This window comes from Gottfriedia solisilvae (genome assembly GCF_002128405.1).
Classification (GTDB): domain Bacteria; phylum Bacillota; class Bacilli; order Bacillales; family Bacillaceae_G; genus Gottfriedia; species Gottfriedia solisilvae.
This window is the reverse complement of record NZ_NETJ01000003.1, coordinates 410,356-424,029: the sequence shown is the minus strand read 5'-3', so window position 1 is coordinate 424,029 and position 13,674 is coordinate 410,356. Positions and strand designations below refer to the sequence as shown.

Genomic DNA, 13,674 nt, shown 5'->3' with positions numbered 1-13,674 from the left:
ATAAAAAGAACAAAGGGTGTACAATCATGCCTGCTTATGTTGGAGTTATTAATATTGTAAGTATCGGAAGTAGCGCCGTCGTTAATGTCGGAGACGCATATAGCATTAAACCTATGAGTACTGCTCAGACATATGCTGGTGCTGGTTCCTTTAATACTGGTGATTCTGTTACTGTTTATAATAACAAGAGTATTTCGAACGTTTACGATCAAGATCAAATTGACCAACCAATGATAGGAAATATGTAAAGGAGGGAGTCTCATGAACATCTATATACACCAAACAATTATCATTAATCAACTAAAAACAGGTGGAATTGTAAACTCATCTGTATTTCAAATAGGTACCTCAGGAAATATTAACGCAAAAACTGTTACGAATAATACTGGAGAATATACGGAGCCTGCACCGATTTTATCAGAGGACGGCCAAATTATTGCAACTTCTCAAGCGACTTAACCAATTCCTGCTGCAAATTGAAAGCGAGGGAATGAAATGAATCAATTAGAAATTAGATACGCCCAAATTGAACATTTACTATTTGAGCAAGCTCAATTAATTGATCAACTCAAATGTAGAGTTGCACAGCTTGAGGCAACTGTTGAAGAATTGGCTAAGCGTCCAGAAACTACAATTGAAAAGATTGAATACAAATTCGATCAATTAAAAGTAGAAAATTTAAATGGCACACTAAGTATTGGTTTAAATCCATTACAAGCTCCTAGTTTCGATGACCTTACTGTAGAAAATCAACAAATTACCATAAAATCAAATGAACAAATAAAAGAATTAAAAGATTATATAGGGAAGCGAATTCATTATCATTTAGATAAAGAAGCGATTACCACAATTCATCAACTAGAGGCCGAGTTAAGATGTACTGTTGATGATTATTACCGACAGATGATGATTGATGATATCCGAAATCAAATGGATATCAGATTACCTTATTATATAGATCTTTATAAAAATCGTCCTAATTTTGACGAAAATCCAATGAAGTACGCCGAAGAAATTACTTTGCATATGCTACAAGATATTAAGAATGCTTATACGGCGTTTTTAAATAACCTACCAAATAATATCCAAAAGGGAGGGTAAGGAATGAATTTAAATGTAACAAATTGCAATTTACAAGTAGATGAAATTAAATTCGCAGCAGTTTCATCTTCTTCTTTGTTTCTGATTGGAGATGCTCATAACATTACATTATCTTCAATTTTTGATACACCACCAGAGTCTTTAATTATTGGGCCATTTGTTCCTTTATCAATTAGCTAATGTTTACGATTGATCCTCGTTTTAGATTAGCTTCCGTGGAAAGTTTTGATGTTAATTCTGCTATCACATCAAGCATACTTCAATTTGGTGATGTTTTTAGCATTACAGCTGAATCAAACGCACTTGCCGTTCAACAACAAACTGCAAATTTTACTGAATTTGAAAAAGATCCATTTGAAATGATGCCTTATTATAAAAAGAAACCTACTCATGCACCTGTCTATCCAGTTATATTAAAACGTGTAAATTTGAATCCTACTATTCAAGTTCGAAGGGTCACCTTTAATGGTATAAGTACATCTGGTGTTTCGGTCGTTGGATCGGTTCACAGTGCAACAATGATGTCTAGAGTACGTCAAATTAGGCAATTTGATCAATATCCTCAAACTGCCCCACCACTTCATAGAAAGGAGAATTAATATGCCTACATTTCTTGGTGCAATCGTCATCCAAACGAATGCTGGAAATATAAATACGGGAGATTTAAATAATATCTCTCCAAAGTCAGCAACGAAAGCTTATAACGGTTCAGGTTCGGGTAACACTGGATTTATCCCTGCTACTTTTAATGGTGCAAGTGCAACAAATACGATTGATGCAGATATTGCTGATCAAAACGATGTTGCTACTCTATAATTCTTTAATTCGAAATTTATTTGGCTCTGGTACAATCTTAAAAAATATATGGGCATACGTTTAGCCCACGAAAATAATCATAAAAAAATGGCAACTAATTAATTAGTTGCCATTTCGTTTTGTCTTCTTATGGTTCCACTAAGAGACATTTAGTATCTACATCAACATTTTATAATTCAATGATATGTCCACCATCAAAGAAATATAAAAATTTGGATGTTACTTTTTTATCCATACTTGCTTCAATTGCTCTAGAATAAAGGTCTAACTGAATACCATAGCGTTTTATCGCTTCCGTTTTCAACTCTTCATCACTTGTAAAAGATTTTGTTCGATCAGTTTTATAGTCTACTAATATAACCTCTTCACCTTCAATTAATAGTAAATCTATAATTCCTTGAACTAGTACAATCTCTTTTTCTTCTTGCCAGTCTTTATATATTTCATCTGTATAAACACCGTAGCTAAAAGGCACTTCACGCATTTTTTGAGTTGCATTTTGAACAATGATTCCAAGTCTTGATTGACAGAACTTATAAATATCAGCGCTATTAACAACAGCAGCCTGCTCATTTGTAATCAACTCTTTTAATACCATTTGATTAATCTGTTCCTTTATTTCATCAATTGTAGAAACAAACTGATAATCTAAATTTTGCATGATTGCATGGGTAGCTGTCCCTTTTTCAGCCTGATTCATTTTCTGTTCAGACATGAATTTAGGTCTCTCTAAAGGAAAGCTTTTCGATGATTGATATGATTGAGTATAAGGATCTTCTTCTAGCATTTTTCTTTTCAGTTCAGTAACTGACTGCTTTGGGCGATGTAAAGTAGCTTGTTCGAAGCCATATTTCCAGTTTAAATTACTTTCAAGAATCTCTTTAAATTGCTCGCTCTGTAGTTCAATAGCTTCTTGCTTTTGAATGGCTTGATAAACTGCTGTTTTACTAGTTTTCTCTTCTTCTCCTTCAAATGCTTGAACAATAGACGCATTTACGATTGAATAACTCCATCTACATGGATAAAATTGAATCTCATTTGTTGTATTCCATAAATCATCTTCAGTACGGATCGCATTACTTGAATCGTGTCGTATAATAGACGGTCCAATCCAATCCAAATAACACTTCGCTCCACTAATTATATTTAAAGGTAATAACCATTCTTTATAATTTTCAATTTCTCGCCACTGATCAATTGTTTTTTCTACATCTTTTACTCTACCGACTAAGATTAACTTTTCTTTTGCACGCGTTAACGCAACATACAGAATACGTAATTCCTCTGAAATTAGCTCCTCACGTTCTTTTCGCTTAATTGTTTCCTTAAGCAATGTACTATTTGTCGTACGATAAATCGGATGAACAAAATTCATACCAAGTCCTAACTCTTTTTGTAGAATGAATTTTGCAGATAAATCTTGCATGTTAAACTGTTTAGACGTATTCACAACAAATACAACCGGAAACTCTAAACCTTTACTCTTATGAATCGTCATCATTTGTACTACATTTTCTTGTTCACTTAACATTCGTACTTCGCCTAATTCTTCGCCTCTATCCTTCATACGATCCAAGAAACGTAAAAATTGAAATAAACTTCTATAATTTGTTTCTTCTAAAGCTTTAGCTCGGTCAAATATGGTAATTAAATTAGCTTGTCTTTGTTTCCCACCAGGTAGTCCACCAACGAAATCAAAATAGGTTGATTCTTTTAAGACCTTCCAAATAAAAATTGAAAGTGATTCTCTTTTTACTAGTTGTTTCCATTTCGTCAATTGTTGAAAGAAATCGTTTAACTTATTCGTTAATGGTTGGTTCATATTCTCAACATTATTGAGGTAAGCAAGACACGCATCATAAAATGAGCCTTTACCGTTTAATCGAATCTTAGTTAAGTCCCGCTCTGTTAACCCAACCATCGGCGAACGTAATACAGATGCTAAAGGAATATCTTGAATTGTGTTATCGATTATTTTTAATAAATTAATAAACACAGCTACTTCAATCGTTTCAAATAAATCACGTGATTTTTCTGCATATAGTGGAATTCCAAGTGCCTTACATTCTTCAATATATAAATCAGCATTAGACAATGAGCGACCTAAAATTGCCATATCACTATATTTAACTGGTCTCATAACACCTGATTTATCCGTCACTAAATAGTTACTTTCTACTAATTCTTTCATTCGATTTGCAACATATCTAGCTTCAATTCGTTCAAGCTTTTCCTCTACAATCATTTCATTTTCGTCTTGAGTGGCCTCTTCATCTTCTTTCGTTAATAGTACTAATTCAGAAGTACAGTCTGAGTATTCTGGGTAAGTTGCACCAAGTTTTAGCATGGCATCTTCATCATACTCAATTCCACCAAGTTCTCTGCCCATGATCTGTTTAAAGATAAAATTAGTCGCATCTAACACTTCTGCTCTACTTCTGAAGTTTTTAGATAAATCGATGCGTAAACCTGTATTCCCATTTTGTTCTTTTTCAAAAGTATTATATTTTGATATAAACAATTCCGGCTCAGCTAAACGGAATCGATAAATTGATTGTTTAACATCACCAACCATGAATAAATTACCAGAAGCACCAACTCCTCTAGTAATTAGCCTTAAAATCGATTCTTGAACATAATTTGTATCTTGGTACTCATCTACTAAAACCTCAGTAAACTTATCTTGATAAACCTTCGCAACAGAAGAAGGTATCAGTTCATTCTGTTCGTTTTTCTCCATTAAGATTTCCAAAGCATAATGCTCTAAATCGTTGAAATCAAGTATCCCATTTTCCAGCTTGGCTTGTTTAAATAAGTGGATAAATTGTTCAACAAGTGAAATTAACTTCTCACACAAAGGCTTGAGCTCATGTATTTGTTTTAAGTGAACATCAATACTTCGACTAAAAAATTTGTTTTTTAGATCCTCGATGGTAGTTTTTGCATTATCTCGGAAGGATTTTGCAAGCTCCTTCTTACGCTGATCACCTTCCGTTTTCTTTATCGTAGGGAGTCTATTAAACGAAATGTTTTGAAGTCTTTTATGAATTTCTTCCCATGATAATTCACTAGCATGAAACAATGACTCTAAAGCAAAATATTCTTGTGTAAATAAATCCCCATACTTTTCTGGCCCATCTGGGCTGTTTATTAATTCTAGCGCCTGCTTATAACCATTTATACAAGTAGTTAAATCATCTTGAATATATTTCTTTAACACTTCCATAAATGGAATTTCATCAACTTCTTTACCAATTACATCATATTGATTCACGAATGACTGTAAGAATTCACTTGGATTTGGATTAGAAATAGCATGCCTGTACAGTTTTAAAATTAATGATGGTAAATCTGAGTCATCTCGATCACTTGTATACCGATCAACAAAATCAAAAAAATGATTATTTGATTCATCACTATACTCTGCTTCTAATAATTCTTCTAAGACTTCATCCATTAAAAGTTTAATTTCTATTTCTTCAGCAGTTCTAAAATTAGGATCTAATTCTAATAAATAATAATTAGATCGAATCACTTCCGTACAAAATGAATGGATCGTCGAAATGGACGCCTTATTTAATAAAGAAGATTGTTTTCGCAAATGATTAGAACCCGGATTTAGCTCTAACTGTTTTTCTAATGCGATCCCAATTCTTTCTTTCATTTCTTGCGCACTTGCTTTTGTGAATGTAACAACGAGTAGTTCATCAACATTAATCGGATTTTCATCACGTATTATTTTCTGAATCATACGTTCTACTAAAACGGCAGTCTTTCCAGAGCCTGCTGCAGCCGCTACAAGTATATCAGAGCCCTCTTTATCAATTGCTTTTTGTTGATCAGCTGTCCATTTCGTCTTGTGCGCCTTCGTCTCTTCCTTACTCATCGACTCTCACCGCCTCTATCATTTTTTGTAATGCATCATCGTCTTTTAAAGGAGGTAAAACTCGGTATTCATTGCCTTTTACATTTTGATCAAACTGACAAACTGATTGAAAAGAGCAATAAGTACAAGGAATTTTATCTTTTTGCTGATAAGGGTTTGCTTCAACGTATCCTTTAAAAATTTGTTCCCCAGCTTTCGTAAACTTTTGCTTAATATAAGTTGTCATCATCGGATATTGTTCTAAATTGACAGTTTTACTATTTGCTGTATATTCACCACTTTTTTTAATTGAAACAGGAACAATATTTGAAGAGCCTCCATCTTCCATTAAGGCTTCATCCATTAAAACATTGCTATCTCTATTAGCGAGTAATAAACCGTTCATTTTAAACTTTTTAAATATTTCTGTTTGAATTTCTTCTATATCATGTTTATTTCCTACATCTACAATTGGATTTTGGACATGGAAATATAAAATACCTGCAGGATCTGCCGGTCTTCCAAGTAAATTTGTTGAATTCGCAACAGCTATATCAAGATATGTGAGCAATTGTAGAGCTAATCCATAATAAACATCAGATAGTTTTAACTCTTTACTAGTGGATTTATAATCTAGTATTCGTAAATAATCTCCTTTTTCACTAGATGCTTTATCAATTCTGTCAATTCGCCCATTCAATACCATCTTCTTCTTTTGATCTATCGGAAGTTCATATGAGTTTAATTGTTTGCCTGCGCCAAAAGGAACTTCAAGTGCAATCGGAATAAATTGACCTGAGCCTTCTTGTTGGCTCAAAATTGAAGACACCTTTGAAATAACGTCCTTCATCTTTCTTTTTAAGAACAAATAACGATTTGAACTTAATAAAATCTCACGTTGGAATTTAGGAGATATTTCATCTACAACTTTTGCTGCTAGCTCATCACATTCAGAATTGGTTAAATTACTCCAGCTTTTCCCTTCTTTAAGTAAATTCTCACCAATAATTGTTAGCGCACTATGAAATAACTGACCCATATCGAACGCTTCGAATTTATATACTTCACGATCTTGAAGCTGTAAACCATAACGAGCAAAATGAGCATAAGCGCATTGATGAAACAGTTCAATTCTGGAAACAGAACCTTTTAATTCTTCACCGTATAATTCTGTGCTTAATTCCTCACCAAGGTCTGGCGCAACATTACTATAGATAACACTGTTTAATACTTTATAAAGATTCTCTTTTACCCCATCTTGACTGCGAAGTAAATTATAAAGTGACCACCACAAGTCCATATCCTTTTCAATCAGATTGGTTGACCAACTTTGGATTTGAGATACCAAATTCGAGATTGCAGTTTCAGTGTTCGTGACAAATGAAAGCTGTTCTTCAGTTGAAATGAATGATAACTCACCGCTCTCAAAACGAGTACGAATAGTTGGAAATAGTGATTTCATTTTCTGCACAATACTTGATGGAGCAAGAACTTTTCCATCGTCACTTGTTAGTGGATATGTGATGATTAGCTTCTGACTTGCACGATTCATCCCAACATAAATATTAAAGTTCTCTACAAAAAGTTGCTGCTTACTAGTTGGCGCAACTTCAATTCCATAAGATTGTAAATACTCTCTAGCTACATCCCCTAATAATCCATCTTCACTGACTTTTCTTGGTATAATTCCTTCATTAATTCCAATTAAATATGCGCATTTCACATGCTGTAATCTAGAATGATCAAAATTAGCTATATTTACTTGATCTAAAGAAGCAGGTACATTTGCAAATTGAAGAGATATAAATCCAGTCTGTAGAATTTCAAAAAATGTTTTCCTAGACAGCTTTTCGTTTCCGATTAACTCAACACATTCATCTAATAGTTGGATGAAACCCTTCCATACCTGCTCATGATCCTTACTTTCAATTAAGTTTGAGCGATTTTCTGCTTCATCCTTTAATCGTTGGAGCTTACGAGAAATATCTAATGACTCGACATACTGAAATAAAGCTATGCACATTTCTTTCACATTGCTAGCTTTCTTTAATTCACTTTGGAATGTAAGAATTGGTTTTACTAATAAATCACGTTCTTCATTAATTAGTTGTTCGAATTCTAATTCTTCGTTTGTAACACCTTTGTTAATACCATCCGTAGAACGATATTTTCGATATTGCCAAGCTTCATCTATTGTCCATTTTTTACCTTGTTTCCCATATGCAATACAATAGTTTTCAAACAAATCCAGTCTTTCTCTATTTTTATTTGAATTACTTTCATACGGGTAGATTAACCCCGTTTTATAAGCATTGAATACTGCTTCGTATCGCCAATTTTTTTGAATAATATCAAATGTTGACTGAAGTAAAGTAAATAGTGGATGCATAATCATTGAACGCTTTTCTTCAATAAAAATAGGTATTTGATAAGTATGGAAAATAGTTGATAGTAAATGCGAATATGATTCTCCATTTCTTAAAAATATAGCTATATCTTTGTATCGGTAGCCCTCATCACGTACTTTTTTGATGATGTCTCTGGCAATTGCTTGTACTTCTGCTCTTCTATTTGTTGCAGAAATTATTTCGATTCCTTCTGTTTCAAAAGATGCTTTAATCGGTCTACTGTCGAAATGTTCTTCAAGATGAAGTAAAGCTTTCGTTTTACTTCTTTGATTATGATGACAGATGACTGGTGCTTCGATTGTTTGATGACTACTTAATGCACTTTGTTTCATTTGCTGATACAAAATAGCTGGTTTGTGAAATAAATCTAACTCGTTAGGTAATGTATCATCATATGGACGGTCAATCGTCAATGCAAACTTAACATCATGACAATAATTCATTAACGTTTCTACTACACTTCTCTCTTGAGGTGCTAAGTCATAATAACCATCGATATAAATGATGCTATCTTTTACGTAGTTACTTTTTGGAATTTCTTGAATTAGTAGATTTAAATAATCTTCAGAATCAAGATACTTATCTTTCATATAGTTTGAGAAAGCTTCATACACGATTTGAACATCATTAATTTTTTGTTGAATAAATGTTTTGTCATTCGAAGACTCATTTTCCATTTTTCCAATGGCTGAAACTAGATCCTCCGATGAAACTTGAAAACCTTTAAACTCGGCAATTAATGATGATAGTTCTTTGTAAAATCCTTGTTGATCTGCTACATGATGAAAAATCTTCAAGTCTTCTTTTCGTTCCTCAATGATTTTTCGGAGTATCATTGAGATCCCTATTTCACCAATATGTATTCGACTAATCCCACCAGTTTCTTGTAAAACCTTCCAAGCTAAACGTGTAAAACTAAATACTTGTGAGTTTAATAATGCTTTATTTTCTTGTTTTTTTACAAGCTCATATTCCATCTGAAACGTCATTTGATCAGGAACAATTAAAATCATATTTCTGTGTTCACTTTTCATTCTTTCAGTCATTTCATTTATAATTGCATGTGTCTTCCCACTACCTGTTCGGCCTAAAATAAACTGAAATGCCATATCTTAGGTAACCTCCTTCAATTTATTTTCTATTTTTACTTATAAAGAAAAGCCCCCTAAGGAGCTTATTTGTTAAAGTTCGTATCCATATTAGAAATTGGCCAATATAGTAAATCTACTTTCCCCACAATTTTATCAATTTTTACAAAACCAAACAATCGACTATCATAGCTTTTAGGTCGATTATCCCCTTCAACAAACACATATCCAGGTGGAACCTTTGTTTTACCAGTAATTTCATTCAAACTAAAATCACCAGTAAACGGTACGCCTTTTAAAACATTTTTATATTCATTTAAATATGGTTCTTTCATTTTTTCATTATTGATATAAAGATAATCATTTTTATATTCAATAGAATCTCCAGGCAAGCCAATCACACGCTTAACATAATCCTCTTCTTCATTTGCATGAAAAACAATTACATCAAATCGTTTAATGTCACCCAGTTGGTAACCAAACTTATTAATGACCAGTAGATTTCCATCCTTTAAAGTCGGCATCATTGATTCTCCGTCAACTACATAAGTGGAAAATAAAAAAGTACGTACAATAAAGGCAATTGCAACTCCTAAAACTATCGCTTTACCCCAGTCAAAAACTTGTTTTTTTAACATAGTAGCTCGCTCCCTTAGAGAAATAATAAAATTATTGCTCGTCAGACGGTTGAGGCATACCTTGATTCTCAGTTGATTTTTCGTGGATGTTCATGCGTTTCTCAATCACTTTTCCAACGATCCATAATGCAAAAATAAAAATACCTATGTACAATGCTTTGATTGGTTTATCAAACACTGCTGTTAAATCTTTTCCTAAGTAACTAATCATGGCAATCATTGTAAATTTACCTAGAACTAAAGCGATTAGAAATTGAGATATATTCATTCTTGATAAACCTGCTACAATATTAATCAAAAAAGAAGGTGAAAATGGAAAGGCAAACATAATGAAAATTGGTCCAAAGCCTCTTTTTTCAATCCATCCAATTGATGATTTAACTTTTTTGTGTTTATTTATAAATGAAAAAAATCGTTTCTGACCAAATTTTCTAACAATATAAAATAATAAAATTGAACCTAAGCAAGATCCTATCCATGAATATAAAAACCCTAGTAGTGGTCCAAAAGCTGCTGCATTTGCAAAAACAAAAACGACTAAAGGAAGTATTGGAAATATTGCTTCTATGAAAGGTATTGATATTCCAATTAACGGGCCATAGTCTTTATATTGTTCGATAAGATGTAGAAAGTGTTCTTCTGTAAAAAAAGACTTTATATCATAAACGTTCATTTAAATGTGAATCTCCTTAAGCCATTTTTCAAAATTGTATCCTTACTGTTAACATTATCACATATAACTATTTATTCAATAATAATAAATCATTATAAGGCTTATTTTTGTAGAAATATTTTTATATAACTTTAACAGTTTATTATTTACTTTTTTTATTGGATAATATTACAAATAATAGTCTAATTTACGCGTATTTTTCTTGTATTAAAAAAAAGTATTTCTGGATTTACACTTCAGAATGCTCGCTTTCCATGGGGCAGGCGGTGAGCCTCCTCGGCTTCGCCTGTGGGGTCTCACCTTCCCGCATCTCCCATAGGAGTCGAGCTTTCTTCCGTTCCAATCTTTCTTTTTTTTGAAAGAGTGTTGTTCAAACTTTCTTTTAATGCAGTGTTGCTATTTGTTTTGTTAAATTAATAAAGAATTTGCTAGATTTTCACTTTAGGTGCTTTGTGAGCCTCCTCGAAAAAGGTAGGCATGCTAAAACCACGACGTCCTGTCGTAACGCATGCATGACCCACATTTGTGTTGATATTTGTGTTTTATTTGACTCTATTCTAAACTGATAAAGACTGTCTTTTTTAGACAGTCTTTATAAATTGCTTAAGGAAATTACTGCATTAGTTCAATTCCCTTGGCGAATAAAATAATTATGAGGGCAATAATATTTATCCAAACCATATATTTTATAATCCATATAGCCCAAGCTTTTTTGCGTAAACCAAAATTTAGGATAATTAAAACAAATAGGAGACTACATATCCCCCGAAGAATTTCACCATCCATTAATAAGAAACTTAAATTTATTAATGCACTTATCATATATAAAATTATGTAATTCTTATATACTTTTTCTTTTCTCTTTATCTCATGTTCGAATTCATACATTGCTTTACCCCAGTTTTTAGAAATCGATCTTCAACTAACGAATACGTTAGTTAAACATACAATTCTATTTTTTTAAATACTTTTTAAAAATAAACAAATGTAAAATACATATTATTATTCCAAGAACCGCAGAGAGCATAAATAATAATGTTAAAAATGAAGCGTTTTTTGACAAGGGATTAATATTAGCTTGAACAGCGAAATAGTTTGAAGCAATCCTACTGCAAAACAAGACTAATTGAAACTCCAAAACTATAAAAACACAATAAAGGAACATAACCCCTTTTTTCATCCTGTATCACCACTTATAGAAGTATTTTTTATTAATTATACCAATCTAATTAGTCTTTTGGTTTGGGGAATTTTTCCTTCTTCATCTATCCTGCCTGTGACTAAAATAAAAAAAAGCCGCATTTGCGACTCTTGATTTTATGCAACTAAATTAAGCTAAATATGTGAACAACATCGTACCATTGATTTTAGTTAGTTGTAAGATTATTAAGGAGGCGATTCGATTCGTAAATCACTTTTTCTTCGTCAATCGATAAGCATTTACCATCCTTTACAATTGTTTTTCCATCGATGTATACATCGCATACATCACTTCCTCGTGCCGAATAAAGTAAATGTGAATATGCTGCAGTTATTGGTTGTAAATGCTCTTTATTATAAGGATAAATTGTAATAAAATCTGCCTTTTTATTTACTTCAAGAGAGCCTGTATGTCCCATCCTTATCACTTCAGCTCCACCTCTGGTAGCCAAGGTTAATGCAGTTTGTGCAGAGAATTTAGTCGCATCTTTATATATCCCTTTTTGTAGTAATGCAGCAGTTCTAACTTCCTCAAACATATCTAGATTGTTATTAGAAGCTGTGCTGTCTGTTGCAATTCCTACTTTAATTCCCGCATCTAAAAGACCAACAACATCAGCAATACCAGAACCTAGCTTCAAATTACTAATTGGATTGTGAGCAACTCGTACATCATATTGCTTTAATATTGCTCTCTCTTCATCGTTAAGAACCACACCATGAGCCATCACTGTTAGTTGATCAAATATGCCTAGTTTACGAAGGTGCTCTACAGGTCGATTTCCATAACGAGTTTCAATGTCTAAGATTTCATAATCAGTTTCTGATACATGGATGTGAATCATTAAATCATTTTCCTTTGCAATTCTAGCACTTTCAATAAGTGCTTCCGGGCTACATGCATATGGACTATGAGGTGCTACCATTGTTGTTAGTCGCCCATCAGCAAAATTTTTGTAGTCCTTAGAAAACTGTTCAGCACCTATTAGATTCATTTTTTGTTCTTGTTCTGTACCGAAACTAAAAATTGAATAAGAAAATGCCCCACGAATTCCTGTTTCAGCAATGGTCTCCATTACAACATTAGGATCAATACCGTTAGGATTAAACATATCTGAGAATGTAGTTGTTCCTGACTTAAGCATCTCCAAAATGCCCAGTTGTGCACTCACAGATGCAATTTCAGATGTAAATTGCTTTTCGATTGGCCATATTTTCGTTTCAAGCCAAGGTTTTAGTAGCATATCATCACCGATACCACGTAATAGTGTCATTAATATATGCGAATGAGTGTTCACTAGACCAGGCATCACCCATTTACCAATAAGATCCACTACTTGATCTGCATCTGCGAGTAGTTCTTCATTACGTTCACCAATATAGATAATTGATCGATTTTGTACAATCATCATACCGTTTGAAAAGATTCGATTTTCCTTATCCATTGTAAAAAAAGTAGCGTTAATATATATTGTTTTCATCTCAAATTCCTCCTAAATCTTGTTAAAATAAAAAAAATCCTGATTACGAAAAAAAATGTTAAAAAACATTTTTTTCGTAATCAGGATTTTACGGTTCCTGGTAGAGACCCTCATACCATATCAATGAGGTTATACAATCGATTTATGAATTTATATGACTTATCATAAATGAATAATGGGCAAAGTTCAATATTTTCTATAATTTAACAGATTTTAAGATGATTGAACGTAGTACATGTCAAATTCATTCCCACTAATTTGCAATGGGTCTTAGTAGTCAAGTATATAACAATTTTCTTAGAGATTCTTCAATTATGAAAATCAAATTCCTTATTAGACTAACGCGCCAGTTAGTTGAATAAGAAATTAAAAATAGATTGATTAACCACCAACTTATAGCAAAC

The 13,674-nt window shown here is 32.7% G+C and carries 12 protein-coding genes and 1 riboswitch; of the genes, 6 read left to right on the top strand and 6 right to left on the bottom strand.

The annotated features are described in order from the left end of the window. Window positions 1–26 precede the first annotated feature (26 nt). From CAB05_RS11350 to CAB05_RS11325, 6 genes are read left to right on the top strand one after another with little or no spacing between them, the layout of a single operon-like run. A complete protein-coding gene (locus CAB05_RS11350) occupies window positions 27–248 on the top strand; it encodes a spore germination protein (protein ID WP_087999950.1) in 222 nt (73 codons plus the stop codon). 13 nt (window positions 249–261) lie between these two features. Continuing rightward, entirely contained in the window at window positions 262–459 is a 198-nt protein-coding gene (locus CAB05_RS11345; protein WP_087999949.1) for a spore germination protein GerPB, read from the top strand. Window positions 460–495: 36 nt separating this feature from the next. Then, window positions 496–1,101: a spore germination protein GerPC gene (gene gerPC / locus CAB05_RS11340; RefSeq protein WP_087999948.1), complete on the top strand. Its 606-nt coding sequence runs from the start codon at window positions 496–498 to the stop codon at window positions 1,099–1,101. Between the two features lie 3 nt (window positions 1,102–1,104). Continuing rightward, on the top strand, window positions 1,105–1,281 hold the full coding sequence (locus tag CAB05_RS11335; RefSeq protein WP_087999947.1) for a spore germination protein GerPD: 177 nt from the start codon (window positions 1,105–1,107) through the stop codon (window positions 1,279–1,281). Then, complete coding sequence (locus tag CAB05_RS11330) at window positions 1,281–1,700, top strand: spore germination protein GerPE (protein ID WP_087999946.1); 420 nt, start codon at window positions 1,281–1,283, stop codon at window positions 1,698–1,700. The genes CAB05_RS11335 and CAB05_RS11330 overlap by 1 nt, the downstream gene beginning before the upstream one ends. A gap of 1 nt (window position 1,701) precedes the next feature. Continuing rightward, a complete protein-coding gene (locus CAB05_RS11325; RefSeq protein WP_087999945.1) occupies window positions 1,702–1,917 on the top strand; it encodes a spore germination protein in 216 nt (71 codons plus the stop codon). A gap of 169 nt (window positions 1,918–2,086) precedes the next feature. Here CAB05_RS11325 and addA read toward each other — a convergent pair whose 3' ends face one another. The 6 genes from addA to CAB05_RS11290 all read right to left on the bottom strand — a co-directional run bounded on the left by addA (window position 2,087) and on the right by CAB05_RS11290 (window position 13,270). Next, on the bottom strand, window positions 2,087–5,803 hold the full coding sequence (addA, locus tag CAB05_RS11320) for a helicase-exonuclease AddAB subunit AddA (protein ID WP_087999944.1): 3,717 nt from the start codon (window positions 5,801–5,803) through the stop codon (window positions 2,087–2,089). Continuing rightward, window positions 5,796–9,299, bottom strand: coding sequence for a helicase-exonuclease AddAB subunit AddB (addB, locus tag CAB05_RS11315; protein ID WP_087999943.1), 3,504 nt, complete (start codon window positions 9,297–9,299; stop codon window positions 5,796–5,798). The genes addA and addB overlap by 8 nt, the downstream gene beginning before the upstream one ends. Window positions 9,300–9,364: 65 nt before the next feature. After that, window positions 9,365–9,916, bottom strand: coding sequence for a signal peptidase I (lepB, locus tag CAB05_RS11310; protein ID WP_087999942.1), 552 nt, complete (start codon window positions 9,914–9,916; stop codon window positions 9,365–9,367). 31 nt (window positions 9,917–9,947) lie between these two features. Then, window positions 9,948–10,589 (bottom strand): TVP38/TMEM64 family protein, encoded by a 642-nt coding sequence (locus tag CAB05_RS11305; protein WP_087999941.1) that lies wholly within the window; start codon window positions 10,587–10,589, stop codon window positions 9,948–9,950. 612 nt (window positions 10,590–11,201) lie between these two features. Further along, entirely contained in the window at window positions 11,202–11,477 is a 276-nt protein-coding gene (locus CAB05_RS11300; RefSeq protein ID WP_087999940.1) for a hypothetical protein, read from the bottom strand. Window positions 11,478–11,956: 479 nt separating this feature from the next. Further along, window positions 11,957–13,270 (bottom strand): amidohydrolase family protein, encoded by a 1,314-nt coding sequence (locus tag CAB05_RS11290; protein WP_087999938.1) that lies wholly within the window; start codon window positions 13,268–13,270, stop codon window positions 11,957–11,959. Window positions 13,271–13,327: 57 nt separating this feature from the next. Then, window positions 13,328–13,427, bottom strand: a riboswitch (purine riboswitch). Window positions 13,428–13,674: the final 247 nt, after the last annotated feature.